Below are 26,585 nucleotides of genomic sequence, written 5' to 3' on the forward strand. Positions count from 1 at the left end.
GCTGTCCGGCTCCGGGCAAGGAATTGGCCCTCGCGACCGCGGTCGGGTCGCGAGGGCCAACGTCTTGCGTCTTGCGGGGGCCAGGGCCTACTTGATGTGGACGAGGCCGTCGGTGGTGATGGTGGGACGGCCGCTGGTACCGACCACGACGATCTTGACGGTGTGCTTGGCGCTGCTGGACCAGGTCTTGGTCCAGATCGCGTCCCGGTACAGGGTGGCGGCGGACTTCAGGTCGACCGTGGCGACCTTGGCGCCGTCGACATAGACGTATGCCTGGCCGGAGCCGGAGGCGCGGGAGACCACCCAGGCGGCGGAGCTGCCGGTGAAGGTCCAGGTGAGACTGGCGTTCTTGGCGGCGCTGGAGTAGGACTTGCCGCCCAGGTAGCTGGTGGAGGAGCGGGTGGTCCAGCTGCCGGACTTGACGGCGGAGCTCTCCTGGAGGATCACGGGGGTGTACGCGGGGGAGGACGTGCGGTAGTTGCCGGCGTAGTCGTAGGCCCGCATCGACCAGGTGGTGGCGGTGCCTGACGGGGCGGTCCGGCTGGAACTCGTGGTGGTCGGGCCGAAGGTGGCCGTGGCCGGGGACAGCAGGCTCACCTGACGCAGAGCCTTGTCATCCGCGGCCTTCCAGCCGAGGGTGACCGGGACAGCGGTGGTGTTGACGGTGCCGGTGCGCAGGGAGAGCGCCGGGTTGGTGGTGAAGGTCGGTGCGGTCGTCTCCGCCACGACGCTCAGCGCGGCACTGGTGGCGGTCTTTCCGGACTGGTGTGTCGCCCGCACGGCGACGGTGTGGCTGCCCAGGGCCAGGGTGGCGCCGGCGGAGGTGGCGGCTCCCGAGGTGGTGGCGGCGACCTTGCCGTCGACCAGCAGCTCGAACCTCTTGATGAGCGCGGCCGGCGTGGTCGCCGTCCACTTCACGGTGATGGCGCCCTTGGCGTAGTACGTCGAGCCCGAAAGGGCCGCGCCGTCGACCGAGGTGGCCTTCAGACCCTGCACCGGGCCGGCCGCCAAGGCGCGGATGGCCGGCAGCTGGGCGTAGAGGGAACCGCCGGGACACTGGGTGTTGTAGCCGTCACGGTGGCTGGTGATCCGTGGGAAGGCGTACGTGCTGCCCGCGGTGAAGCTGGTGCCGAAGTAGTTCTTCTGGGTGGCGCCGGCGGTGAGCTGGGTGGTCCCGGCCGGGTCGGCGCCGTACTGGCCGAGCTTCCAGGCCGCCAGACGGGCGATGGAGGCCAGCGCGGCGCTGGAGGCGTTGGTGGACGTGTAGTCGCCGAGGACGGAGATGCCCGTGGACTCCCGGTTCCAGCCGTAGGCGTGAGCACCGAGCACCGGCATGTCGACACCGCCCTTGCGGCCCTCGAAGAGGGTGCCGCACTTGTCGACGAAGAAGTTGTAGCCGATGTCCTTCCAGCCGTTGACCTGTACGTGGTACGCGTGGATGCCCCGCACGATCGACGCCGAGTCGGCGCAGGAGTAATCGTTGGTCCCGGCGGTGTGGTGGACGAACACGGACTTCACGTCCGCGTTGTACTCCGGTGCGTCGGGGCTGATCGACTCATCCGCGCCCCAGCCGGCGCGCGAGGTGATCGGTGGTTGGGGCACGGTGGACGGCGGCGCCGAGGGCGTGGCGGAGGCGGACGGGCTCGCGGACGCGCTCGCCGAAGCCGAGGGCGAAGTCGAAGCCGAAGCCGAGGGCGAGGGCGAGGGCGAAGTTGAAGCCGAAGGAGCCGACGACGTGGAGTCGGTGGCGCCGGGTGTCTCCGCCACGAACGCGGCCGGCTCGGCCACGCCGCCGGCGACCTTCATCTCGGCGGTGGTCGCCACCCCGGGGTCGACCAGGTTGACCTGGAGCCCCTTGGGCAGGCCTGAGCTGGTGGTGCCGTCCTCATGGACGACCCGGACCTGGACGCCGTCGGAGGGGCCGACCCACAGCGGCTCGGACGCGCCGCGCGCGTCCGGGCCGGCCTCAGGGGCCGCCACCGGGTTGTCTCCCGCGTCAAGATCCCGCCAGGCGGTCCACTCGCCGGTCTCGCTGCCGCGGGTGCGCACCTCAGCGGTGCCGTGCAACTTCTTGGCGGCGCCCGTCCAGGAGACGCCGAGCAGCGAGAACTGCCGGGTGTCCGTGTTTGGCAGCTCCCGCTTGCCGCTCGCGGTGCTCTTCAGCGTCAGGTCGTAGACCTTCACCGGCCGCTTGGCCCGGCTCTGTGCGCCGGGTTGGTCGGCCGGGTCGGCGACGGCATAGGTCACCACGCCCCCGCCCCCCAGTACCACCGCACCGAGCGTCAGCCACGCCCGTCGCTTCAGGCTCAGTGGTCTGTAGGCATGCGATGTACGACGACTCAAGATGCATCCACCCCAAAGCAGGCCGGAAAGGCCGCGGAAGAAAGTTCAGAAGAAAGCTCAGAAGAAAGTCACGTGGGGCGCATACGGCATGCGCATGGCCCATTCCCCCAGCGCGCGTCGGTCGGTAATCGTCACGGCCGCGGGGAGAAGAGTGACGGTGATCACTTCGCGGTCGGTTCCGGGCCGGGCCGGGCCAGGACGTCAACGGTCAACGGGCATCCTGCCCTGACGACGAATGCGGTGGTTCCCCCTGTCGTCATGACAGGGGGAACCACCGGTGCTCAGGGTGGCTACTTGGTGATCGTCACCGTCGTCCGACTCGTCGCGGACAGGTGCTGGCCGTCGCCGTTGTATGTGGCGGTATAGGTGATGTCCCCCGTCTCGTTCGGGCGTTCCGTGAACGTGAACTCGCCCGTCGCCGTGGAGACGGGGAAGGTGCCGGCCGGAGTGCCGGTCGGGTGTTCCGGGTCCGTGCGGGTCACGTCCACCGTCGTGCCCGCCGGGAAGGGTTCCGCCGCCGACAGCCGGCCGGTGATGGTCAGGTCCTTGCCCTTGCGGGAGGTCGCGGGGGCCTCGAAGCCGAGGGCGGTGTCCAGCTTGCCGGCGTCCGGGAGGACATGGAGCGTGGGGGCGCTGCCGTAGGACAGGCCCGAGACGGCGAAGAGGCGGTTCTCGTCCGGGGCCCAGGCGAGGCCGTCGCGCTGGATGTCGTTCACCACGTACTCGTGGAGCGACGGCCAGGTGGAGCCCGGGCGGTAGGTCTTCACGAAGTCGCCGTCCGCGCCGGTCGCCACCGTTCCGTCGGTCGCCACGGCCACCGCGTTCGGGAACTGCCAGCTGGAGTAGACGCCGTTCGACGACAGGTCCGACAGGCGGACGATCTGGTGGTCGGACGGGTTGTTCGCCGCTACGACAATGTTCTGGCCGTCCGCCGTCACCGCGAAATCGTTGAGGAACGCGATCGACGGCGACGAGGCGAAGCGGCGCTCGGCGCGCTTCCGCAGGCCGTCGGTCGCCGTGTCGTAGACCGCCAGGCTGGCCGGGCTGATGCCCTCCTCGCCCGCCACCAGGACGTTCGGGTCAGCGGGGGACGACGCCAGGGTTGGGGCGTAGGACCAGTACCGGCCACTGGGAACGAGCGTCGCCGCCGGGGCCGGAGAGGCCACGTCGAGCGAGCCGATGCCGCCGCTGCCGCCGGCCGCGTAGCCGAACCACAGCTTGCCGCCGGCCATCGCCAGGGTCTGGGGCGAGGTGTCCGCGCCGGTCGGGTAGCGGTTGGTCTCGGTCAGGGTGGCGGTGTCGATCTCGGCGATCGCGTCGACCGTCGACAGGGCCACGTACAGCTTGCTGGAATCCGCCGAAAGCACGAGGCCCGCGGCCCCCTCCTCGGCGGTGATCTGCCGGACGACCGAGCCCGCGTAGTCGGTGACGACGATGCTGCCGCCGGCCGGGTCGCTGACGAACACCCGGTCGTGCACTCCGTCGACGACGATGTCCCGGAACGAGGCGCTGGGCAGCGCCACACTCGTCTCCTCGGCCGTGGCCGTCACCGTCCCCGCCCCGATCAGGGTCAGCGAGCCGATCAGTGCCACTGCCACCGCGGTGGCGGTGTGTTTGTGGATGCGCAAGTGAACGAAACCTCCTTGGAGTTGGGGGCCGTTGTCGGCCTCCAGTTCAAAGAGCGCAGGGCGATGGACAGGTGTCACCGGGAGGCGCGGGTTCGTGTCCCCCGGGTGGCCCCGGACTCGCGGCCGAAGCGCTCACCGTGCTCGCTCGCAGTGCTACTTGTCCTTGTTGTTCCCGTTCCCGTTCCCGTTCCCGTTCCCGTTCCCGTTCCCGTTCCTGTCCCTGTTCTTGTTGGTCGCGTTGTCGGCCGCCTTGTTCGGCTTCTCGACGGTGGGGCCGCCCTTGGTGTTCCCACCTGACGTGCCCGGCTTCCCGCCCTTCTCGGCCTGGGCCAACTGATCGGCGCAGTAAGCGGCGACGTCCTCCTCACCGCCCGCGGCCGTGATCAGCCGTTGCCAGGCGGTCGAGTTCACCGCATTGCCCCGGCCCCTGACCGACTCGTACGCGCGGCAGTGGGCCTCGGTGTCCTTGGCCGTTGCCGGGCGGCCGGAATCGGCGGAGGCGCGGGGCGCACCGGACTTCGTCGCGTCCGGCTCCGCGGCGGAGCGTTCCGGGGCGCTCGGCGACGGACGCTGTCGTTCGCGGACCTCGTCCTTCGGGTCTCCGGCAGGGGCGTTTGAGCCCGTGCCGACGCCCGCGACCGCGACGCCGCCCAAGGTCAGGCCGGTGATGAACAGGGCGATGGTGGCTTTCAACGAGCGCCGTGTCCCACGGGGCTTCTTCGGTCGCCAGTCGTCCCACTGCCGGGTCCGCGCGTCCTCGTGCGTTCCCGCGTCACGGGCGGCGCGGAACGCGGCCGTCGCCCGCTGCTCGGCCTCCGCGGTCGTGGCGTCCTCGATCAGCGCGCGGGCCAGCAGCGGCTCCAGTACGGCGCCCTCGGCCTCATCCGCGGTCCCGTGCACACGGCTACCGGGGTATGTGCGCCGACGGCCCCACGTTCTGCCGTAGCTCTGTCGATCACCCATGCCCGTGCCCATTCCTGCCCGACGACGGTTCGGTCCGTTGTTGTCTCTGGCGCCGTGATAGTTCATGTCGACTGCCCCAGCGTGTGACGATTCTCTTCCGTCACACCCGCGGCTCCGAGCTGGCGTGCCAGGCGTCTCAGCCCTCGGTACGCGGCGGTGCGCACCGCACCGGGCCGCTTGCCGAGGACACGGGCCGCGGCGGGGCCGTCGAGACCGACGACGACGCGCAGGAGCACGGCCTCGGCCTGGTCGCGCGGCAGTGAGCTGATCAGAGCCAGGGCCTGCGCGGTGGAGAGGGACTCCAGGGCCTGGTCATGAGTGGTATGCGGATCGGGCAGCTCGACGAGTACGTCCTGTTCGAGGATGGCGGGCTGGGGGCGTACCCGCCGACGGCGCAGATGGTCGAGGGCCCGGTGCCGGGCGATGGTCGCCGTCCAGCCGCGGAAGCCGGCCCCGTCCCCCTTGAACCGTCCCAGGTCTCGGGCGATCTCCAGCCAGGCGTCCGACGCCACGTCCTCGGCGTCGTCACCGACGAGCCCCCGCAGATAACCGAGCAGTCCGGGCTGCACGACCCGGTAGGCGGACGCGAAAGCCGCTTCGTCGCCGGCCTGGGCCCGCGCCACGGCCGCGCCCAGCTCCTCGTCGTACGCCCGTATGTGCCGGGGCTCCCTTCCGTGGCCCAAAACTGTCCCCGTTCGCACCGAGTTCGTAGCACTTCGCGCCGTGCGACACGGTTCGGCCGTGTCCACGCCCCGTGATCATCAGGCCGCCGCCTGCCGGGCCCTTCCATGGAGCATCAGGTAGAAGATCTGCAGCGACTCCCCGGGACCACCCACCTCGAAGCGGTTGAGGACCTTGCCGAGGGGGTTCCAGACACGACCGTCGGGCATACGCACCCCGACGGGCTGGCCGAAGTAGGCGCGTTGGGCGGCGTCGAAGTCCACCCACACCGCTCCGGCGCGCCGCACCAGCACCTCACCGACGTACGCCCCGAGGCTGAGAAGCGCGTCGCGTACCCGCTCCCGGTCGGCCCCGCCCTTGCGGAGCCCGTCGACCAGGAAGTCGACGATACGCAGACTGCGCACGGAGTAGTCGAGCGGGAGCCGGTGCTGGGCGATGACGCGGGTGACGAAGACCGTCGCGTACGGACGCATCTCGCCCGCGCGCGGCACATGTTCGTCCACTGTGTCCATGAGTCCCACCCCTTCGCTCGTTTCGGGGGAACTCCCAGCGCGGCTCCCCCAGTTGGTCAAGCGGATGCCGCACCGTGAACATCACGGGTCATGGGTGTGTCGATCGACACACGGCGAACTCGTCGACCGCGTACAACCTTTGTGTCTTTCTCGCGTCGGTGAGGGCGAAGCCGGGGTTCGGGGCACCACGGACGGAACGACGGGCGACAGCGAGGCCGCCTCCGGCCGTCAGCACTCGATGATGTTCACCGCGAGCCCGCCGCGCGCCGTCTCCTTGTACTTGACCGACATGTCCGCGCCCGTCTCCTTCATGGTCTTGATGACCTTGTCCAGGGAGACCTTGTGGCTGCCGTCGCCGCGCAGTGCCATCTTCGCGGCCGTGACCGCCTTCACCGCCGCCATGCCGTTCCGTTCGATGCACGGGATCTGGACCAGGCCGCCGACCGGGTCGCAGGTCAGGCCCAGGTTGTGTTCCATGCCGATCTCGGCGGCGTTCTCGACCTGTTCGGCGCTGCCGCCCAGGACCTCCGCGAGGGCGCCCGCGGCCATCGAGCAGGCCGAGCCGACCTCGCCCTGGCAGCCGACCTCGGCGCCGGAGATGGAGGCGTTCTCCTTGAAGAGCATGCCGATGGCGCCCGCGGCGAGCAGGAAGCGGACGACGTTCTCGTCCTTCTCCTCCGCCGTGGCGCCGCCGGCCGCGAAGTTCATGTAGTAGTGCAGTACGGCCGGGATGATGCCGGCGGCGCCGTTGGTGGGGGCGGTGACGACGCGTCCGCCCGCGGCGTTCTCCTCGTTCACGGCCATCGCGTAGAGCGTGATCCACTCCATGGCGTGCGCCTGCGGATCGCCCTCGGCGCGCAGCTGGCGTGCCGAGTGGGCGGCGCGGCGGCGGACCCTGAGGCCGCCGGGCAGGATGCCCTCGCGGGCCATCCCGCGCGAGACGCACGCCTGCATGACGCGCCAGATCTCCAGCAGCCCGGCGCGGATCTCGTCCTCCGTACGCCAGGCCTTCTCGTTCTCCAGCATCAGCGCGGAGATCGACAGACCGGTGTCCGAGGACAGCCGCAGCAGCTCGTCGCCGGTGCGGAAGGGGTACTTCAGCACGGTGTCGTCGAGCTTGATCCGGTCCTCGCCGACGGCGTCCTCGTCCACGACGAAGCCGCCGCCCACCGAGTAGTACGTCTTCTCCAGAAGCACGGCGCCGGCCGCGTCGTACGCGAAGACCGTCATGCCGTTGGCGTGGTAGGGCAGGGTCTTGCGGCGGTGCAGGACCAGGTCCTTGTCCGCGTCGAAGTCGATCTCGTGCATGCCGAGCACATTGAGCCGGCCGCCGGCGCGGATACGTTCCGCCTGATCGTCGGCGCTCTCCACGTCGACCGTACGCGGCGAGTTGCCCTCCAGGCCGAGGAGAACGGCCTTGGGGGTGCCATGGCCATGGCCGGTCGCGCCGAGCGAGCCGAACAGCTCGGCCCGTATCGAGACGGTGTGGGCGAGCAGGCCCTCGTTCTTGAGCCGGCGCGCGAACATCCGCGCCGCGCGCATCGGACCGACCGTATGGGAGCTGGACGGGCCGATTCCGATCGAGAACAGGTCGAAGACCGAGATGGCCACGGGGAACTCCTTGCTGGTTGGTAGACGCCGTTGTCTGCCGGGGTGGTGCAGAGATGACGGTGACACGCGGGGGAACGTGGTGCGGGGCACCGCGCCGCACGGTCCAGTGTGCGCGGTGCCCCGGAACTCAGGCCGTACGGATGACTACAGGCCCGGGTACAGCGGGTGCTTCTCGGCCAGCGCGGTGACCCGGCCGGCCAGCGCCTCGCGGTCGAAGGAGGGCTTCAGGGCCGCCGCGATGATGTCGGCGACCTCGGTGAAGTCCTCGGTGGTGAAGCCGCGGGTGGCCAGGGCGGGCGTACCGATCCGCAGGCCCGAGGTGACCATCGGGGGGCGCGGGTCGTTCGGGACGGCGTTGCGGTTGACCGTGATGCCGATCTCGTGGAGCCGGTCCTCGGCCTGCTGACCGTCCAGCTCGGAGTTCCGCAGGTCGACGAGAACGAGGTGTACATCCGTGCCGCCGGAGAGTACGGAGACACCGACCTCCGTGACGTCCGGCCGGCCCAGCCGCTCGGCGAGGATCCGGGCGCCGTCCAGGGTGCGCTGCTGGCGCTCCTTGAACTCGTCCGTGGCCGCCACCTTGAAGGAGACCGCCTTGCCCGCGATGACATGCTCCAGCGGGCCGCCCTGCTGACCGGGGAAGACCGCGGAGTTGATCTTCTTCGCCAGCTCCTTGGTGGAGAGGATCACACCGCCGCGCGGACCGCCGAGGGTCTTGTGCGTGGTGGTCGTGACGACATGCGCGTGCGGCACCGGGTTGGGGTGCAGGCCCGCGGCGACCAGACCGGCGAAGTGCGCCATGTCCACCATCAGATACGCGCCGACCTCGTCCGCGATCCGGCGGAAGGCGGCGAAGTCCAGCTGGCGGGGGTACGCGGACCAGCCGGCCACGATCAGCTTCGGACGGGACTCCTTGGCCAGCCGCTCGACCTCGGCCATGTCGACCTGGCCGGTCTTGTCGTCGACGTGGTACGCGACGACGTTGTAGAGCTTGCCGGAGAAGTTGATCTTCATACCGTGGGTCAGGTGCCCGCCGTGGGCGAGGTTCAGACCCATGATCGTGTCGCCGGGGGAGAGCAGCGCGAACATCGCCGCCGCGTTCGCCTGGGCGCCGGAGTGCGGCTGCACGTTCGCGTGCTCGGCGCCGAAGAGCGCCTTCACCCGGTCGATGGCGATCTGCTCGATCACATCGACATGCTCACAGCCGCCGTAGTAGCGGCGGCCGGGGTAGCCCTCGGCGTACTTGTTGGTCAGCACGGAGCCCTGCGCCTCCATGACCGCGACCGGAGCGAAGTTCTCCGAGGCGATCATTTCGAGCGTGGACTGCTGGCGGTGGAGCTCGGCGTCGACGGCGGCGGCGACGTCGGGGTCGAGCTCATGGAGCGAGGCGTTCAGAAGCGACTTCGAAGACATCACGGTCCCTGGGGTCTCAGTTGCCGGAAAACTCTGTGTACTCATCGGCGGTGAGCAGGTCATCGGGCTCCTGCGCGACACGTACCTTGAACAGCCAGCCGCCCTCGAACGGGGCGGAGTTCACCAGTGAGGGGTCGTCCACGACGTCCTGGTTCCTCTCGGTGACCTCACCGGTCACCGGGGCGTACAGATCGCTGACCGACTTGGTGGACTCCAGCTCTCCGCAGGTCTCGCCCGCGGTCACCGTGTCACCGACCTCGGGGAGCTGGGCGAACACGACGTCGCCGAGGGCGTTCGCCGCGAACTCCGTGATGCCGACCGTCGACACACCGTCCTCGGCGGCCGTCAGCCACTCGTGCTCCTTGCTGTAGCGCAGCTGCTGGGGGTTGCTCATGACCTGAATTCTCCTGTACGCGGGGGTGTGGTGCGGAACAGCTGTCTTACGGACCGAGACGGCGCCCGGGTCGCGGACCTGACCGGGGGTGTGCTGACGTCCGTATCACTTCTGGCGCTTGTAGAACGGCAGCGCCACGACTTCGTACGGCTCGTGGGAGCCGCGGATGTCGACCCCGACGCCCGCCGTGCCGGGCGTGGCGTACGAGGCGTCGACGTACGCCATGGCGATCGGCCTGCCCAGGGTCGGGGAGGGGGCGCCCGAGGTGACCTCGCCCACGACGGCGCCATCCGTGACCACCTGGTATCCGGCGCGCGGGACCCGGCGGCCCTCGGCGATCAGGCCGACGAGCTTGCGGGGCGGGGCGGACGCGGCGCGCTCGGCGGCGGCCTGAAGGGCCTCGCGGCCGACGAAGGCGCCGCCGTTCGAGGTCTTCTCGAACTTCACGACCCGGCCGAGACCGGCGTCGAACGGGGTCAGCGCGGTGGACAGCTCGTTCCCGTACAGCGGCATGCCGGCCTCAAGACGGAGGGTGTCGCGGCAGGACAGCCCGCAGGGCACCAGCCCGACGCTCTCGCCGGCCTCGGTCAGCGCCTGCCACAGCCCCTCGGCGTACCGGGGCTCGACGAACAGCTCGAAGCCGTCCTCACCGGTGTAGCCGGTACGCGCGATCAGCGCGGGGACACCGGCGACGGTGCCCGGCAGGCCCGCGTAGTACTTGAGCCCGTCCAGATCGGCGTCGGTCAGCGACTTCAGGATGCCCGGGGACTCGGGGCCCTGGACCGCCAGCAGCGCGTACGCGTCCCGGTCGTCGCGTACCGCCGCGTCGAACCCCTCGGCGCGGGCGGTCAGCGCGTCCAGCACCGTCTGGGCGTTGGAGGCGTTGGCGACGACCATGAAGGTGTCCTCGCCGAGGCGGTAGACGATCAGGTCGTCCAGGATGCCGCCGTCCTCCTGGCAGATCATGGTGTAGCGGGCGCGGCCCACGGCGACGGCGCCGATATTGCCGACCAGCGCGTAGTCGAGGAGGTCACCGGCCGCCGGTCCCGAGACGGTGATCTCACCCATGTGGGAGAGATCGAACAGACCGGCGCGGGTGCGGACGGCCTGGTGCTCCTCGCGCTCGCTCGCGTACCGCAGCGGCATGTCCCAGCCCGCGAAGTCGGTCATGGTCGCGCCCAGCGCGCGGTGTGTGGCGTCGAGTGCGGTGAGACGCGGGGCTCCAGGGGCGCCGGAGGTGCCGGGCGTGCTGGTGCTGCTCGGGGGGACATGGCTCATCGGTGTGACTCCCAGGGCATGACGGCGAGGACGATCCTCCCCATCTGTCATCGGAACCTGAGAGGTTCATCACGGCCACCCGTGAGCGGGCGGCCATGACTTGCACCTTGGGTGGAGCCGCAGAGCTGCGGCCCGCTTTTCAGATCTGCCTCATCCACGCGGTACGGGGCCTGAGAGATTCAAGGGAGGAACTTGCTCCTTCGGCGCCCGGCGCACACGGTGACCGGGACTCTCCCGCGCGGATTCAAACGGCCGGTATGCAGTTGGCGGGCACATCATCGCACGCATCGCCGCCGAGCGGGACGGCCGGTCCGCAACTCGCCGACCCCCGGAAAAAGCTTGTGGCGCATTACCATTTCTTTACACTTCTTGGGCAAGGGTCATGGGCCAGGCCGACTGAGCTGACAGGGGGACGGCGATGATGTCGCAGGGGTCCGGTACGTACCCGACGACGGCGGGGGTGCCCACACAGACGGGCACAGCCGCACAGCCCGGCGCACCCGCCAGGGACGGCTCGTTCCGGGAGGGCACGTTCCGGGACGGCGCGGCCCGCCTCGCGCGGGTCGTCCGCGATCTGCGGGGGCGGGGGCCCGCGGTGGCGGGCGGCGCGCGAGGGCGCGGCACGAAGAGCCTGGTCTTCGCCGAGGGCGATCTGGTGGTCGTCTCCGGGCTGCCGGGCAGCGGCAAGTCGACCTTGATCCGGCGAGCCGCCGAGGCCACCGGTATCGACTCCCAGGACACCCGGGACCGCTGGGCGCGCAAGCTGCCGCGCGCCCTGCCCTACGCCGTCTACCGCCCGCTCGTCCGGATAGCGCACTACGCGGGCCTGTGGCGCGCGCTCGGCTCCGGCGGGAGCGTCGTCGTCCATGACTGCGGTACGCAGGCGTGGGTACGGCGCCGGCTGGCCCGTGAGGCGCGCAGGCGTGGCCGCCGGCTCCATCTCGTCCTGCTGGACGTCCCGCCCGAGGTGGCGCGCGAGGGGCAGCGGGAGCGCGGCCGGGGTGTGTCCGGCTACGCGTTCGCCCGGCACCGCCGCGCGGTCCGCCGGCTGCTCGCCGACGCCGAGACCGGCCGCCTCCCCCGGGGCTGCGCCTCTGCGGTCCTCCTGGACCGGGACGCGGCGGCGGCGCTGGAGCGGATCGCGTTCCCGGCCACCCGGGCGGAGTGAGCGACCGCCCCACCCGCGCGTGTGTCCTCGGAGCCGGGGACACGGTCCGGCCAACCGGCCGTACGGACGGAGCCGTTCGGGGGCGGCGCGGGGGCCCGCTCTCGGTCTAAGGTGCTGCCGCGGGGACGAGGGTGGCGAAGGAGAGCACGGTGAACACAGCATGGCCGGGCAACGAGCTGGAAGAGGTGCTCATGGCCTCGCTCGGCGCCGACGCGGCGGGCGGACGGCTGGTCGAGGTCCTGGGACGCAGTGAGGTCTGGGTGCCGCTGCCCCAGGGCGGCGGTCCCGACAGCCCCGACCTCGATCTGCCGACACTGGAGATAGAGGGCCTCCCCTATGTCCCGGTCTTCAGCTCCGAGCAGCAGTTCCTCCAGTGCGTCGGCGCCCATATGGCCTTCACCGTCGCGCCCGCCCGTGACTTCGCCCGGGGGCTGCCCCCGCAGCTCGGTATCGCGGTGAACCCGGGCGGTGTCGTCGGGATGCCGCTGCCGCCGCCGGCCGTCGCCGAGCTGTGCCGGGTGGGGCGCACGCCGCTCGACGGCCCGGCGAGCGGGGGCCGGGTGCGGCTCTTCGAGCCGGACTGGCAGGAGGATCCGGTCGAGTTCCTCGCCGCCGCCGGGGCCGAGTTCGAGGCCTCCGGCGTGGTGCTCTCGGCCCGCCGCGCGCTCGCCAGCGTCGAGGGTGAGCACCCCGCGCTCTTCATCGGTGTCCAGCTCTCCTCCTGGGAGGCCGCGGACCGTAACGCGCCCATGGACGCGCTCGGCCGGGCGCTGGGCCGGGTCGCGGTGGGCTGGCCCGTCAATCTCGTCCTGCTGGACGTGGCCCAGGACCCGGTCGGTGACTGGCTGCTGGAGAAGGTGCGGCCGTTCTATCAGCGCGCCCACGCATAGTCGAGGGCGGAACGGGCAGTCGGTACGGGCGGTCGGTGCGAGCCGACAACCACGGGCGGGGCAGGGAAAGAGACCGGCCACGCCCGCGCCCCTGTGGCGGGCGCGCCGGTCGTCAAGTCTGTGTCAGGAAGCCCCTCTAAGCTGGTTTGATGGCTGGGCCGTCGCACCGTGTGCCCGGCGGGTCGCCCTTCCCGCGGCGGACCGCCCCGGGCACCCGGGGACGCGCGGACTTCGGGGGGCTGGACGAGTGGTGGATCGAAGAGGGGCGGGACCCAGAGTGAGCGCGTCAGGCACCGCGGCGGCCGGGCAGGTCGAGCACATGCTGCGCCAGGTGACGCCGGGACGTTACGACGCGTACGAGGCGCTGCTCCAGGCGCTCGCCGACGACAGTGTCTGGATGCTGCTCTGGCACGGCCGCGCCGGATCGCCCGATGCCCAGTACGGCAACATGGAGATCGACGGCCTCGGGTACGCCCCGTGTGTCACCTCCGCCCAGGAGTTGGCGGTCAGCGGCTGGACGCGGGCCCATGAAGTGGTCTCGGGGCGCGACATCGCCCGCGCCCTCTACCCCGACCGCTGGGGGATCTGGCTCAATCCGCATGCTCCCGGCGGCGGTGTCGGCATCCCCTGGCTCGATCTGCGCCGGATCGCCACCGGTCTCGACCGGATGCCCGCGGGACCGCTCAGGCTCTCCGAGCCCGCCATCGAACTCCCGCAGTTCTACGCCCAGCTCACCCAGAACGCGCACCGCACGCCCGCCGTGCGCTCCCTGCGCCGCGCCTGGGTGCAGCCGGCCCTCGGCGCCCCGTATCTCGCGATCGGCCTCGACCTGTACGACACGGGTCCGGCCTCCGTCGACTCCGTACGCACGATGATGGGGCAGTCGATCGCCGCGGTCCCGGACGGGCTGCCGGTCTCGACGGTCGCGATGTCCGACGAGTACGACCCGGTCACGATGTGGCTGCGCGCCAACACCAGGCCCTTCTACGACCGCGAGGCGCATGCCGCGCCCGCGCCGTCTCCGGGATACGGCTACCCGCCGCCGGCCACCCGCGCGTACTGAGCGGCACCGCGCGGGGTACGGCGCCGCGTCACCGGGCGCGCATGCACTGGTTCCCCCCTGTATGGGGGGAAGTTGGGCGTCATGCCCGATCTGGGGGAATAGTGACCGAGATGGTCCGCTGAGAAGATCACAACGTCCGGATAACGGTAACCCTCGGATCGCATCACGGTTGAGCAAACATTCCCTGTGAGGGCTGGCGGGTGATCGCGATAGGACTGAAGACTCCCTGCAGCAGGTGGACTCGGCCTAGTGTGCGATGCGCTGACAGAAGCAGTTCCCCCCACATATTCCGGGGGACCACCATGCGACATGTGAAGTGAAAGAGCCGCTACAGCGGCGGTCATGGGCCGGCCACCGTCGGCCGAGAGGGGTCTCCAGCGTAATGACGGCACCTATCGAGACCACCGGGTCGGCGGCGCAGGCGCAGCCGGAAGCGGTGCTGGAAGGCGCCGGGGGCAAGCAGATCGAGGGCCGTTCGCTCGGCCGGATCGCGTGGACGCGTTTCAAGCGGGACAAGGTCGCCATGGCGGGCGGCGTCATCGTGATCCTGCTCGTCCTTGTCGCCGTACTCTCCAAACCGCTCCAGTCGGTCTTCGGTCTTGACCCCAACGCCTTCAACCAGGACCTCGTCGATCCGACGCTGCTCGCGCCCAAGGGCAGCTTCGGCGGCATCAGCTGGGATCACCCCCTGGGTGTCGAGCCGCAGACGGGCCGCGACATCCTCGCCCGCATCATCGAGGGCTCCTGGGTCTCCCTGGTCGTCGCGGCCGGGTCCACGCTGCTCTCCGTCGTCATCGGCGTCGTGATGGGCGTCGTGGCGGGCTTCTACGGCGGCTGGGTCGACAGCGCGATCAGCCGCATGATGGACACCTTCCTCGCCTTCCCGCTGCTCCTCTTCGCGATCTCCATCTCCGCGTCGCTCCAGGGCAGTGTGTTCGGGCTCGAAGGACTCTCGCTGCGCATCGCCGTACTGATCTTCGTCATCGGCTTCTTCAGCTGGCCGTACATCGGCCGGATCGTGCGCGCGCAGACACTCAGCCTGCGGGAGCGGGAGTTCGTGGAGGCGGCCAGGTCGCTCGGCGCGCGCGGCCCGTTCATCCTCTTCCGGGAGCTGCTGCCCAACCTGATCGCGCCGATCCTGGTCTACTCGACGCTGCTGATCCCCACCAACATCCTCTTCGAGGCTTCCCTGAGCTTCCTCGGCGTCGGTATCGCCCCGCCGCAGTCCTCATGGGGCGGCATGCTGTCCACCGCGGTCGATCTGTACCAGGTCGACCCGATGTTCATGATCATTCCCGGCATGGCGATCTTCGTCACCGTGCTGGCCTTCAATCTGCTGGGGGACGGGCTGCGTGACGCACTCGACCCCCGTGGCAAGTAATCGCGGCCTCGCCGCACCATCGATCGAGGGGGCTTTCCTCAGGTGAACAGCAGAAAGACAGCATCGGCCATAGCCGTCACGCTGGCGTTGGCGCTCGGTGCGACCGCCTGCGGCAGCGGTGACAGCAAGGACAAGGACGGCAATGGGGGCGGCAGCGCGAAGGCCGATGCCGGACTGAGCAGCATTGTCAACGCCAGCACCAAGAAGGGGGGAACGGTCACGTACGAGCACTCCAGTGGCCCGGACTCCCTGGACCCGGGCAACACGTACTACGGCTGGGTGCAGAACTTCTCCCGCCTGTACGGCCGTTCCCTGGTGACGTTCAAGCCGGCCGCCGGCAAGGAGGGCCTCCAGGTCGTTCCCGACCTGGCGACCTCGCTCGGTAAGGGCAGCCCCGACGCCAAGACCTGGACGTACACGCTCCGCAAGGGCGTCAAGTTCCAGGACGGCACCGAGGTCACCTCCGCGGACGTCAAGTACGCCATCGAGCGCTCCAACTTCGCGCCCGAGGCCCTCTCCAACGGCCCGACGTACTTCAAGTCGTACCTGGAGGGTGGCGAGAAGTACAAGGGACCGTACAAGGACAAGTCCCCCGAGGGTCTCAAGTCCATCGAGACGCCGGACAAGTACACGATCACCTTCAAGCTGAACAAGCCGTTCGCGGACATGGACTACCTGGCCGCGTTCTCGCAGACGGCCCCGGTCCCGCAGAAGGCCGACAAGGGTGCCGAGTACGTCCAGAACATCGTGTCCTCTGGCCCGTACAAGTTCGACTCGTACAGCGAGAGCCGCGGCGCGACGCTCTCCCGCAACCCCGAGTGGGACCCGGCGTCCGACCCGATCCGTAAGGCGCTGCCGGACAAGATCGAGCTGAAGTTCAACGTCAACGCCTCGACGATCGACGAGCACCTGCTCAGCGACTCGATCACCGCGGACATCGGTGGCACCGGGCTCCAGTCCAAGACGCAGCCGAAGGTGCTCGTCAAGGCCGCCGAGAAGGCCAAGACGGACAACCCCTACGCGGGCGCGCTCCAGTACCTGGCGATGAACGTCAACGTGAAGCCGTTCGACAACATCGACTGCCGCAAGGCCGTGCAGTACGCCGTGAACAAGGCCGGTGTGGTCGACTCCATCGGCGGTGCGGTCAAGGGCGAGCCCGCCTCCACGATGATCCCGCCGTCGGTCGCCGGGTACAAGAAGTTCGACCTGTACCCGACCCCGGGCAACAAGGGCGACGCCGCCAAGGCCAAGGAAGCGCTCACCAAGTGCGGTCAGCCGAAGGGCTTCAAGACCTCGCTGACGGCGCGTTCCGACCGTCCCGACGAGGTCCTGGCCGCGACGCAGATCCAGCAGAGCCTGCAGGCGATCGGCATCACCGCCGACATCAAGCAGTTCCCGGCCGACAAGTACTTCACGGACTTCGCGGGCTCCCCCAAGTGGGTCCACGACAACAACGCCGGTCTGATGATGATGGCGTGGGGCGCCGACTGGCCCACCGGGTACGGCTTCCTCGACCAGATCGTGAACGGCTCGGCCATCAAGCCGTCCGGTGGCACGAACCTGATGGAGCTGAACGACCCGACGATCAACAAGGCGCTGACCGACGGGATCGGCACCCTCGACGCCACCGCCCGCGGTGACAAGTGGGCCGAGGTCGACAAGCTGGTCATGGAGAACGCCTCCGCGGTTCCGCTCTTCTACCGCAAGAACCTGCTCTACCGCCCGGAGTCGGCGACCAACGTCACCGTCGCCGAGTCGTACCTCGGTATGTACGACTACGTGCTGATGAGCTCGTCCAAGTAAGTCCGCGGGACCCGCACAGCACATTCGGTAACACATTCAGTAACACCTGTTACATCAAACAGCACCCCCCGAAAGGCAGGTGAAGGTGTCGGGTCGTACGGGCGCACCCCGCCCGTACGACCCGACACCGCACGGCTGTGGCTGCGTACATCATCCGACGCGTATTCGCCGCGGTGTTGCTGCTGCTGGTGGTCAGCGCAGTCACGTTCGCGATCTTCTTCCTGGTGCCCCGGCTGGGCGGCCAGACGACCGATTCACTGGCCGCCCAGTACGTCGGTAAGGGCGCCGATCCCGCCGCCATCGCCGCCATCAAGGCGAACCTGGGACTGGACGATCCGCTCTACCTTCAGTACTGGCACTTCATCAAGGCCATCGTGGTCGGCGCCGAGTACAACCTCGGCCCCAACCCCTCGGTGTGCCACGCGCCGTGCTTCGGCTACTCCTTCAAGACCCATGTCGAGGTCTGGCCCGAGATCCTCCTGCGCATCCCGGTCACCTTCTCGCTGGCCATCGGCGCGGCGGTCATCTGGGTCGTCTCCGGTGTCGCCATCGGTGTCCTCTCCGCGCTCAAGCGGGGCTCGATCTTCGACCGGCTGACCATGGGCATCGCCCTGGCCGGCGTCTCGCTGCCGATGTTCTTCACCGGCCTGGTCTCCCTCGCCCTGTTCAGCTTCCACTGGACGATCTTTGAGAACGTCACGTTCGTGCCCTTCTCCGAGAACCCCGGCGAATGGGCGTGGAACCTCGTCCTTCCCTGGTGCACCCTCGCCTTCCTGTACTCCGCCCTCTACGCGCGGCTCACTCGCGCCGGGATGCTGGAGACCATGGGCGAGGACTACATCAGAACCGCGCGGGCGAAGGGTCTGCGCGAGCGCCAGGTGGTCGTCAAGCACGGCCTGCGCGCCGCACTGACCCCGCTCGTCACCATCTTCGGCATGGACTTCGCGCTGCTCCTGGGCGGCGCGGTCATCACCGAGGAGGTCTTCTCCTTCCAGGGGATGGGCGCCTACGCCATCCAGGGCGTGACCAAGAGCGACCTGCCCATCGTGATGGGTGTGACGCTGGTCGCCGCCTTCTTCATCGTCTTCTGCAATCTGCTGGTGGACCTCGTGTACGCCGCGATCGACCCCCGGGTGAGGCTCTCATGAGCGACGTGCGCACGACGAAGGACGCGGGCGGCTCGTTCCTCTCCGTACGGGACCTCCGTATCCACTTCGACACCGACGACGGGCTGGTGAAGTCCGTCGACGGCGTCAGCTTCGACCTCCAGGCGGGCAAGACCCTCGGTATCGTCGGTGAGTCCGGCTCCGGGAAGTCCGTGACCTCCCTGGGCATCATGGGGCTGCACAACTCCGAGCGCGCCCGGATCTCCGGCGAGATCTGGCTGGACGGCGAAGAGCTGATCGGCGCGGGCCCCGAGCGGGTGCGTGAGCTGCGCGGTCACAAGATGTCGATGATCTTCCAGGACCCGCTGTCCGCGCTGCACCCGTACTACAGCATCGGCGCGCAGATCGTGGAGGCGCATCGCGTCCACAACAAGGTCGACAAGAAGACCGCCAAGAAGCGGGCCATCGAGATGCTCGACCGGGTCGGGATCCCCGAGCCGGCCCGGCGCTTCCACGACTATCCGCACCAGTTCTCCGGCGGTATGCGCCAGCGCGCGATGATCGCCATGTCGCTGGTGAACAACCCCGAGCTGCTGATCGCCGACGAGCCGACGACCGCCCTGGACGTGACCGTCCAGGCGCAGATCCTCGACCTCATCCGGGACCTCCAGAAGGAGTTCCGCTCGGCGGTCGTCATCATCACCCACGACCTCGGCGTCGTCGCCGAGATCGCGGACGACCTGCTGGTGATGTACGCGGGGCGCTGTATCGAGCGCGGCTCCGCCGAGAAGGTCTTCTACCAGCCGCAGCACCCCTACACCTGGGGCCTGCTCGGCTCGATGCCGCGCATCGACCGGGAGCAGACCGACCGGCTGGTGCCGGTCAAGGGAACCCCGCCCAGTCTGATCAACGTCCCGTCCGGCTGTGCCTTCCATCCGCGCTGCCCGTACGCCGATGTCCCCAAGGACAACCTCACCCGCACCGAGCGTCCGGACCTGAGGGAGATCACCGACGGGCACTTCTCCGCCTGCCATATGTCGCGCGCGGAGCGGGAAAAGATCTGGACCGAAGAGATTGCGCCGAAGCTGTGACTGAGCTGAAGAAGAAGATTCCGGAGCAGGAGTCGGGGGCCGGGTCCGCGTCCGGGTCCGACAGTTCAGGACCCGAGCCGATCCTCAAGGTCAGCGGCCTGGTCAAGCACTTCCCGATCACCAAGGGCGTGCTGAAGCGCAAGGTCGGAGCGGTCCAGGCGGTCGACGGACTCTCCTTCGACGTGCGCCCCGGCGAGACCCTGGGCGTCGTCGGCGAGTCGGGCTGCGGCAAGTCGACCATGGGCCGGCTGATCACGCGGCTGCTCGAACCGACCGGCGGAAAGGTCGAGTTCGAGGGCCGGGACATCACGCATCTGTCCGCCGGAGCGCTGCGCCCGATGCGTCGCGACGTACAGATGATCTTCCAGGACCCGTACGGTTCGCTGAACCCGCGGCACACCATCGGCGGGATCGTCAGCACCCCCTTCAAGCTCCAGGGCATCGAGCCCGAGGGCGGCGTGAAGAAGGAGGTGCAGCGGCTGCTGGAGCTGGTGGGCCTCAGCCCCGAGCACTTCAACCGCTATCCGCACGAGTTCTCCGGCGGCCAGCGCCAGCGCATCGGTATCGCCCGGGCCCTGGCGCTCAATCCGAAGCTGGTCGTCGCGGACGAGCCGGTCTCGGCGCTGGACGTATCGATCCAGGCGCAGGTGGTCAACCTGCTGGACGACCTCCAGGACGAGCTGGGTCTGACGTACGTGATCATCGCGCATGACCTCTCGGTCATCCGCCATGTCTCGGACCGGATCGCGGTGATGTACCTCGGCAAGATCGTCGAGCTGGCCGACCGTACATCGCTGTACGAGTCGCCGATGCACCCGTACACCAAGGCGCTGCTCTCGGCGGTACCGGTGCCCGACCCGAGCAGGCGCGGCGGGAAGAGCGACCGGATCCTGCTCAAGGGCGATGTGCCGTCGCCGATCTCGCCGCCGAGCGGCTGCCGGTTCCACACCCGGTGCTGGAAGGCGACGGAGATCTGCAAGACGACCGAGCCGCCGCTGATCCAGCTGGCGCCGGGCCACCAGGCGGCCTGCCACCACCCGGAGAACGCTCCCGACCAGCGTCCGAAGGACACGGTGTCGGTGGCGGCGCGGGAGACGGTGGAGCTGGCGGCGGAGACACCGGCCGAGGCTCCGGATGTGACACCGGCCACCGGTGACGTGGCTGCCGAAGCGCCCGCGAAGGACGCGGAAGGCCCGGCCGGGGAAGCCAAGGAGTAGGGGCCCGCGCTCCTGAGCGCCCGGGACCGGACCGCTGGGTCCGCCGGGACCGTCCTTCGGGACGTGTCCCGGCGATCCCGCACAATGTCCGAGTGCTCCACGACCTCTTCACGCCCTCCGTCCAGCATGCGCTCGACCTCGCCGGGATCTTCGTCTTCGCGATATCCGGCGCCCTGCTCGCCGTACGCAAGAACTTCGATGTCTTCGGTATGGCGGTACTGGCCGAGATCACCGCGCTGGGCGGGGGGCTGCTCCGTGACCTGATCATCGGGGCCGTCCCGCCCGCCGCCTTCACGGATCTCGGCTATTTCTCCATGCCGTTGGTGGCCACCGCGCTGGTGTTCTTCCTCCATCCCCAGGTGGAACGCATCCAGGGGGCGGTCAATGTCTTCGACGCGGCGGGGCTCGGCCTCTTCTGCGTGACCGGCACGACCAAGGCGTACGAGTACGGTCTCGGCCTCACCGCCTCGGCGGCGCTCGGGCTGGCCACGGCGGTCGGCGGCGGTGTGCTCCGTGACGTCCTCGCCAATGAGGTGCCCTCGCTGCTGCGCTGGGACCGCGATCTGTACGCCGTCCCGGCCATCGTCGGCGCCGCGATGGTGGCGCTCTGTATCCGCTTCGACGCGCTCAATGGGCTGACCAGCGCCTTCGCCGTACTGACCGCGTTCGTCCTGCGCCTGCTCGCGATGCGGTTCCACTGGCGGGCGCCGCGTGCCTGGAACCGGCGCTCGGCCGCGGCCGAGGAGCCTTCGGCCTCGTAAACGTAAGCTACCGCTTAGTACAATCCTGTTGTACGGTTACCTGTCATGGCACAGGCATCCATCGGTGACAGCGAGTTCGACCGCGGTACCGCCGTCACCCTTCGCGAACCGGGCGTCTACGACGCACAGCTCTCCACGGGCTGGACGATCATGAACGTCGCCAACGGCGGCTATCTGCTGGCGCTGCTGGGCCGCGCCCTCGGGGACGCGCTGCCGCACTCCGACCCCTTCGCCGTCTCGGCCCACTACCTCACACCGTCGACACCCGGTCCCGCCGTGGTGCGCACCATCGCCGTTCGGACCGGCCGTACCCTCTCCACCGGACAGGCCTCCCTCTTCCAGACCGCCGAGGACGGCCGCGAGGTCGAACGGATCCGGGTCATCGCCTCCTACGGGGATCTGGACGCGCTGCCCGACGACGTACGGACGGCCGCCAAGCCGCCCGTCATCCCGCCGCTGGAGCGGTGCGTCGGCACGGACGCCGGCCCGCCGCCGCCCGGCGACTTCTCGATGCTGGACCGCCTCGCCATACGCATCGACCCGGCCACGGTCGGCTGGGCGGTGGGCGCGCCTTCCGGGCAGGGCGATATGCGCGCGTGGTTCGAGTTCGCGGACGGCCGCGACCCCGATCCGTACTCGCTGCTCCTCACCGTCGACGCCCTGCCGCCGACCTCCTTCGATCTGGGGCTGACGGGCTGGACCCCGACCATCGAACTGACCACGCACGTCCGCGCCCGTCCGGCTCCTGGCCCCCTCCGGGTGGCGATCACCACCCGCAACCTGGCCGGTGGCTTCCTGGAGGAGGACGCGGAGGTCTGGGACAGCGCGGACCGGCTGGTGGCCCAGTCGCGCCAACTGGCCCGCGCGCCCCGGGAATGAGCCGTCCGGCGCGGCCCGTGCGGAGAGCGGCCGGAACGGGGCTGTACACCGGACGTTCCGGCGGACCGGCTGCGTGCCCGGCGGGTCCCGGCTCGTAGAATCGGGACCACCATGGCTTACCTCGACCACGCCGCGACCACTCCGATGCTGCCGGAGGCGATCGAGGCGATGACCGCCCAGTTCGGCCTCGCCGGCAACGCCTCCTCGCTCCACGCCGCCGGGCGCCGGGCCCGCCGTACCGTCGAGGAGGCCCGCGAGACGCTCGCGGAAGCCCTTGGCGCACGGCCGAGCGAGGTGGTGTTCACCTCGGGCGGTACGGAGGCCGACAACCTCGCCGTGAAGGGCCTGTACTGGTCCCGGCGCGCCGCCGACCCGGCCAGGACCAGGGTGCTCGCCAGCCCCGTGGAGCACCATGCCGTCCTCGACGCGGTGGAGTGGCTGGGTGAGCACGAGGGCGCGACCGTCGAGTATCTGCCGGTCGACTCCTACGGCCGGGTGCGCCCCGAGGCGCTGCGCGAGGCCATCGGGCGCGACCCGCTGGATGTCGCGCTCGCCACCGTCATGTGGGCCAACAACGAGATCGGCACCATCACGCCGATGCGTGAACTGGCCGAGGTGGCGGCCGAGTTCGACATCCCCCTGCACTCCGACGCCGTCCAGGCGCTCGGCCAGACCGAGCTGGACTTCGGAGCCTCCGGGCTCGCCGCGATGACCGTCTCCGGCCATAAGGTCGGCGGCCCGTACGGAATCGGCGCGCTGCTCCTCGGCCGCCAGTACACCCCCGTACCCGTGCTGCACGGCGGCGGCCAGGAGCGGCATGTGCGCTCCGGGACCCTCGATGTCCCGGCGATCGCGTCCTTCGCCGTCGCGGGGAGGCTCGCCGCCGAACGGCGCGAGGACTTCGCGCGCGACATCGGCGCCCTGCGGGACGGACTGATCGAGGCGGTACGTACGGCCGTCCCCGACGTGGTACTCGGCGGCGACCCGGACCACCGGCTGCCCGCCAACGCCCACTTCAGCTTCCCGGGCTGTGAGGGCGATTCGCTGCTCCTGCTGCTGGACGCCCAGGGCATCGAGTGCTCGACAGGCTCCGCCTGTACGGCCGGAGTGGCCCAGCCCAGCCATGTCCTGCTGGCCACCGGCAGCGATCCCGACCTGGCCAGGGGCACCCTGCGCTTCTCCCTCGGCCACACCTCCACGGCGGCGGACGTGGAGGCGGTGGCGAAGGCCATCGGGCCGGCCGTGGACCGCGCCAGGAGCGCGGGCCTCAGCTGAGGCGGGGGCGGTGCCGTCTCAGGCCGGCGCCGCCACCGCCGCCACCGCCGGGCCACGCAGTGTCCTGTGCGCCGTACCGACACTCGTGATCAGCGTCGCCGCCGCGGCGACCGCCGTGACACCGAGCCAGATCCATGGCCCCTGGCCCGGCAGGACCTCGTCGGTACGCACCAGACTGAACGGCACGCTCCCCGCGAGCCCCGCCACCGCGCCGAAGAACACCCCGGTCACCGTCAGCGCCAGCCCTTCGACGCCGACCATCCCCAGCACCTGGCCCGGGGTGGCGCCCGCGAGCCGCTGCTGACCGAACTCGCGGCGGCGGTACGAGGTCGCCGCGTACAGGCTGTTGATCAGCGTGACGCAGGAGAAGACCACGATGATGCCGACGACCACCAGATTCACGGTCTCCAGGTTCTTGTCCTCGACCGATCTGGTGAGACCGGACGCCGCGATCGCGTCGTTCTCCAGCGACTGCATGGTGAGCGTCGCCGTGGCGATACCGGTGAAGAGGGTCAGCGGCATCAGCACGCCGGACAGCCGCGTGGCACGGTGGCGCATGGTGTGGACGCTCAGATAGCCGCTCGCCCCGGTGAGCGCGGTGAGGGGCCGCTCCAGCGCGCCCAGCAGCGCCCGCAGCAGCGCCGGGGCGAAGTGCGCGAGGCCCACGGCGAGCAGGATGGCGCCGCAGGCCGGTGCGGCCATGAGCGCGGGCGCCGTCGGATCGATCGTGAACGTGACGCACACCCCCGCCGTCCCGACGACGAGCGCGGCGGCGCCGGCGGCGTTCCTGCCCCGGCCCCGGGGCTCGGCGGCGCCCGCCAGGGCCCGGGTCGCGCGGCGCACCGCGAGGAACGCGGCGCCCGTCGCGGCCAGCAGCGTGATACCGAGTCCGGAACCGAGCGCGATGGGTCCGAAGGCGTAGGCGACGTCATCGGCGACCTGGCCGGTGTCCTGGAACACCGAGAGCAGCGCCCGTCCGCCGAGCATCGCCGGACCGATGGCCAGCACCGCCCCGGCCAGGGCGACCGCGGCCGATTCGCCCACGATCATCCGGGTGATCTGCGCCGGGGTGGCGCCGGTGCTGCGGAGCAGGGCGATCTCCGTACCCCGCTGCCGTACGTTCACGGTCAGCGTGGACGCGACGGCGAAGAAGACCAGCAGCGCGCCATAACCGCCGACGACGTTCGCCACCAGCCCGAGCGTCTCCGCGCTGGCGGAGTCGATGTCCCGGGCCCCGGCCGTGTCGTGCAGGGAATGGAACGCCATGATGATCCCCGCGCCCAGGAAGGCGGACAGCAGGGTGGCGAGAAAGCGCCCGGGACGCGTCGCGATGGATCGCAGGGCCAGCGAGAACATGGCTCACACCCCAGCCGTCAGGTCGTGCCGCGGCGGGTTCGTGCCATGCCGCGCCTGGTTCGCGCCGTGGTCCACCGCGTCGCCCAGATGCGCGAGCCGCTCGGCCACCGCGTCCACGGTGGGCGCGGTCAGCCGCCCGGCCAGCCGCCCGTCCGCGAGGAACAGCACGGAGTCGGCGTACGAGGCGGCGACCGGGTCATGCGTCACCATCACGACCGTCCCGCCGTGGACCCGTACGGTCCGCTGGAGCAGCGCCAGGACGTCCCGCGCGCTGCGGGTGTCCAGCGCGCCGGTCGGCTCGTCCGCGAAGATCACGGCGGGCTCGGTGACCAGCGCGCGGGCGATGGCGACGCGCTGGCGCTGACCGCCGGAGAGCTGGTCGGGACGGTGGGTCAGCCGGTCGCCGAGACCGACCTGGGCGAGGATCTCCCCGGCCCGTGCCCGGTCGACATGGCGCCCGGCCAGCTTCAGCGGCAGGGTGGTGTTCTGCGCCACGGTGAGCGTGTCCAGCAGGTTGTACTGCTGGAAGACGAAGCCGATCCGGCGGCGGCGGAACTTCGTCAGCGCCGCCTCGCTGCCGCCGGTCATCTCCGCGCCGTCCACCATGACCAGCCCGCTGTCCGGCCGGTCGAGCCCGGCCGCGCACTGGAGCAGGGTCGACTTGCCGGAGCCGGAGGGCCCCATGACCGCGGTGAAGCTCCCGGCGGGAAGGCTCAGCGACACATCGTCCAGCGCGGTCACGGCGTTCCCGGCGGACCCGTAGACCTTGCGGACCTTGACCAGGCGCAGCGCCTCGGCGCTCCTGGCGCGCTCGGTCGTTCTCGTACGGCGAAACATGGCGTTCCCTCCCCGTTCGGACGCTCTCGGCGCCCGGCGTGACGCCCGTGCGTCCCGCTCGTCCATGACGCTACGGACGGGGGAGGGCCGCCACATTGGGCATAGGGCCCGGATGCGGGGGTGGTGCTGGGTACACCTCCGCGTGCCGCACGGGGTACACCTCCGCGTGCCGCGCGGGGCTCAGGTTCGCGTGCCGCGCGGGGTTCAGGTCCGCGTGCCGCGCGGGGTTCAGGCGTCCGCCACGAACTTCATGTAGCGGTCCCAGTCCCACTTCGTCCCCGGGTCCGTGTGGTCCGTGCCGGGGACCTCCACATGCCCGACGATGTGCTCGCGGTCGACGGGTATCGCGTACCGCCTGCAGATATCGGCGGTCAGCCGCGCCGAGGAGCGGTACATCGCGTCCGTGAAGGACGAGGCGTTGTCCACCCAGCCCTCGTGCTCGATACCTATGGAGCGCTCGTTGTACTCGCGGTTGCCCGCGTGGTACGCCACGTCCAGCTCGCGGATCATCTGTGCCACATGGCCGTCCTTGCGCACCACATAGTGCGAGGCGGCGCCATGGCCGGGGTCGCGGAAGACCTTCAGCGCGACCTGGTAGCTGCCCTGGACGACATGGATCACCACCCGGTCGATCGTGTAGTCGTCGGGGCGGTCCGCCCGTCGCCAGTTCGCGGAGGACGCCGCCACCCACTCGGAGCCCGCGTAGTCCAGCTCACCCTCCTTGCGCGGCTTGGCGACGCCGGGAACGCGGTACCACAGATGCCCCAGCTCCTCCCGCGCGAGCACGCCCCCGCCGAGCACGGCCGCCGCGCCGCCGATCAGCACCGCCCGGCGGCGGACCTTCGTGCCGTCCGACGGCGCGCGACGGCTCCCGCCCGCGCGATGGCTCCCGCCCGCGCCGCTGCCCGTCGTGCCCTGTGTGTTCTCGCCCATGT

23 protein-coding genes and 1 riboswitch are annotated in these 26,585 nt (G+C 70.2%); of the genes, 11 read left to right on the forward strand and 12 right to left on the reverse strand.

What is annotated here, in order from left to right:
* Window positions 1-87: 87 nt before the first annotated feature.
* The 9 genes from AB0M67_RS17060 to gcvT form a co-directional block, all read right to left on the reverse strand.
* Entirely contained in the window at window positions 88-2,304 is a 2,217-nt protein-coding gene (locus tag AB0M67_RS17060; protein WP_365746395.1) for an N-acetylmuramoyl-L-alanine amidase, read from the reverse strand.
* Between the two features lie 329 nt (window positions 2,305-2,633).
* The gene (locus AB0M67_RS17065) at window positions 2,634-3,971 is read right to left on the reverse strand and encodes a hypothetical protein (RefSeq protein WP_365746177.1); all 1,338 of its coding nucleotides are present in this window, start codon (window positions 3,969-3,971) and stop codon (window positions 2,634-2,636) included.
* A 153-nt stretch (window positions 3,972-4,124) separates the two neighbouring features.
* Window positions 4,125-4,871 carry a hypothetical protein gene (locus AB0M67_RS17070; protein WP_365746178.1) on the reverse strand — a complete coding sequence of 249 codons (747 nt, stop codon included), beginning with the start codon at window positions 4,869-4,871 and terminating at the stop codon, window positions 4,125-4,127.
* A gap of 125 nt (window positions 4,872-4,996) precedes the next feature.
* Window positions 4,997-5,617 (reverse strand): RNA polymerase sigma factor, encoded by a 621-nt coding sequence (locus tag AB0M67_RS17075; RefSeq protein ID WP_365746179.1) that lies wholly within the window; start codon window positions 5,615-5,617, stop codon window positions 4,997-4,999.
* A gap of 78 nt (window positions 5,618-5,695) precedes the next feature.
* Complete coding sequence (locus tag AB0M67_RS17080) at window positions 5,696-6,127, reverse strand: hypothetical protein (RefSeq protein ID WP_365746180.1); 432 nt, start codon at window positions 6,125-6,127, stop codon at window positions 5,696-5,698.
* A 228-nt stretch (window positions 6,128-6,355) separates the two neighbouring features.
* Window positions 6,356-7,738 carry an L-serine ammonia-lyase gene (locus tag AB0M67_RS17085; protein WP_365746181.1) on the reverse strand — a complete coding sequence of 461 codons (1,383 nt, stop codon included), beginning with the start codon at window positions 7,736-7,738 and terminating at the stop codon, window positions 6,356-6,358.
* A 144-nt stretch (window positions 7,739-7,882) separates the two neighbouring features.
* On the reverse strand, window positions 7,883-9,151 hold the full coding sequence (glyA, locus tag AB0M67_RS17090; RefSeq protein WP_365746182.1) for a serine hydroxymethyltransferase: 1,269 nt from the start codon (window positions 9,149-9,151) through the stop codon (window positions 7,883-7,885).
* A gap of 16 nt (window positions 9,152-9,167) precedes the next feature.
* Window positions 9,168-9,545 carry a glycine cleavage system protein GcvH gene (gene gcvH / locus AB0M67_RS17095; protein ID WP_365746183.1) on the reverse strand — a complete coding sequence of 126 codons (378 nt, stop codon included), beginning with the start codon at window positions 9,543-9,545 and terminating at the stop codon, window positions 9,168-9,170.
* A gap of 105 nt (window positions 9,546-9,650) precedes the next feature.
* The gene (gene gcvT, locus AB0M67_RS17100; RefSeq protein ID WP_365746184.1) at window positions 9,651-10,823 is read right to left on the reverse strand and encodes a glycine cleavage system aminomethyltransferase GcvT; all 1,173 of its coding nucleotides are present in this window, start codon (window positions 10,821-10,823) and stop codon (window positions 9,651-9,653) included.
* 149 nt (window positions 10,824-10,972) lie between these two features.
* Window positions 10,973-11,070, reverse strand: a riboswitch (glycine riboswitch).
* Window positions 11,071-11,241: 171 nt separating this feature from the next.
* Between gcvT and AB0M67_RS17105 the strand changes: the two genes are divergently transcribed.
* The 11 genes from AB0M67_RS17105 to AB0M67_RS17155 all read left to right on the forward strand — a co-directional run bounded on the left by AB0M67_RS17105 (window position 11,242) and on the right by AB0M67_RS17155 (window position 23,457).
* Window positions 11,242-11,991 (forward strand): AAA family ATPase, encoded by a 750-nt coding sequence (locus tag AB0M67_RS17105; protein ID WP_365746185.1) that lies wholly within the window; start codon window positions 11,242-11,244, stop codon window positions 11,989-11,991.
* Window positions 11,992-12,140: 149 nt separating this feature from the next.
* On the forward strand, window positions 12,141-12,881 hold the full coding sequence (locus AB0M67_RS17110; protein WP_365746186.1) for an enhanced serine sensitivity protein SseB: 741 nt from the start codon (window positions 12,141-12,143) through the stop codon (window positions 12,879-12,881).
* A 277-nt stretch (window positions 12,882-13,158) separates the two neighbouring features.
* Window positions 13,159-13,944: an enhanced serine sensitivity protein SseB C-terminal domain-containing protein gene (locus AB0M67_RS17115; protein WP_365746187.1), complete on the forward strand. Its 786-nt coding sequence runs from the start codon at window positions 13,159-13,161 to the stop codon at window positions 13,942-13,944.
* 382 nt (window positions 13,945-14,326) lie between these two features.
* Complete coding sequence (locus AB0M67_RS17120) at window positions 14,327-15,325, forward strand: ABC transporter permease (protein ID WP_365746188.1); 999 nt, start codon at window positions 14,327-14,329, stop codon at window positions 15,323-15,325.
* Between the two features lie 42 nt (window positions 15,326-15,367).
* Window positions 15,368-17,128 carry an ABC transporter substrate-binding protein gene (locus AB0M67_RS17125; RefSeq protein ID WP_365746189.1) on the forward strand — a complete coding sequence of 587 codons (1,761 nt, stop codon included), beginning with the start codon at window positions 15,368-15,370 and terminating at the stop codon, window positions 17,126-17,128.
* 137 nt (window positions 17,129-17,265) lie between these two features.
* On the forward strand, window positions 17,266-18,276 hold the full coding sequence (locus AB0M67_RS17130; RefSeq protein ID WP_365746190.1) for an ABC transporter permease: 1,011 nt from the start codon (window positions 17,266-17,268) through the stop codon (window positions 18,274-18,276).
* Window positions 18,273-19,325 carry an ABC transporter ATP-binding protein gene (locus AB0M67_RS17135; protein ID WP_365746191.1) on the forward strand — a complete coding sequence of 351 codons (1,053 nt, stop codon included), beginning with the start codon at window positions 18,273-18,275 and terminating at the stop codon, window positions 19,323-19,325. Before AB0M67_RS17130 ends, AB0M67_RS17135 begins: the two co-directional genes overlap by 4 nt.
* Window positions 19,322-20,542, forward strand: a complete 1,221-nt coding sequence (locus tag AB0M67_RS17140; RefSeq protein ID WP_365746192.1) for a dipeptide ABC transporter ATP-binding protein — start codon at window positions 19,322-19,324, stop codon at window positions 20,540-20,542. The genes AB0M67_RS17135 and AB0M67_RS17140 overlap by 4 nt, the downstream gene beginning before the upstream one ends.
* A 92-nt stretch (window positions 20,543-20,634) precedes the next feature.
* Window positions 20,635-21,303 (forward strand): trimeric intracellular cation channel family protein, encoded by a 669-nt coding sequence (locus tag AB0M67_RS17145; protein WP_365746193.1) that lies wholly within the window; start codon window positions 20,635-20,637, stop codon window positions 21,301-21,303.
* Window positions 21,304-21,348: 45 nt separating this feature from the next.
* On the forward strand, window positions 21,349-22,182 hold the full coding sequence (locus tag AB0M67_RS17150) for a thioesterase family protein (RefSeq protein WP_365746195.1): 834 nt from the start codon (window positions 21,349-21,351) through the stop codon (window positions 22,180-22,182).
* Window positions 22,183-22,293: 111 nt separating this feature from the next.
* Window positions 22,294-23,457 (forward strand): cysteine desulfurase family protein, encoded by a 1,164-nt coding sequence (locus AB0M67_RS17155; RefSeq protein WP_365746196.1) that lies wholly within the window; start codon window positions 22,294-22,296, stop codon window positions 23,455-23,457.
* An 18-nt stretch (window positions 23,458-23,475) separates the two neighbouring features.
* On the opposite strand, the gene AB0M67_RS17160 is transcribed toward AB0M67_RS17155, so the two are convergent.
* The 3 genes from AB0M67_RS17160 to AB0M67_RS17170 all read right to left on the reverse strand — a co-directional run bounded on the left by AB0M67_RS17160 (window position 23,476) and on the right by AB0M67_RS17170 (window position 26,583).
* Window positions 23,476-24,813, reverse strand: coding sequence for an ABC transporter permease (locus AB0M67_RS17160; protein WP_365746197.1), 1,338 nt, complete (start codon window positions 24,811-24,813; stop codon window positions 23,476-23,478).
* 3 nt (window positions 24,814-24,816) lie between these two features.
* Complete coding sequence (locus AB0M67_RS17165) at window positions 24,817-25,650, reverse strand: ABC transporter ATP-binding protein (RefSeq protein WP_365746198.1); 834 nt, start codon at window positions 25,648-25,650, stop codon at window positions 24,817-24,819.
* 228 nt (window positions 25,651-25,878) lie between these two features.
* Entirely contained in the window at window positions 25,879-26,583 is a 705-nt protein-coding gene (locus tag AB0M67_RS17170) for an N-acetylmuramoyl-L-alanine amidase (RefSeq protein WP_365746199.1), read from the reverse strand.
* Between the last annotated feature and the right edge of the window lie 2 nt (window positions 26,584-26,585).

It is taken from the genome of Streptomyces sp. NPDC051662, from assembly GCF_040681655.1.
Lineage (GTDB): Bacteria > Actinomycetota > Actinomycetes > Streptomycetales > Streptomycetaceae > Streptomyces.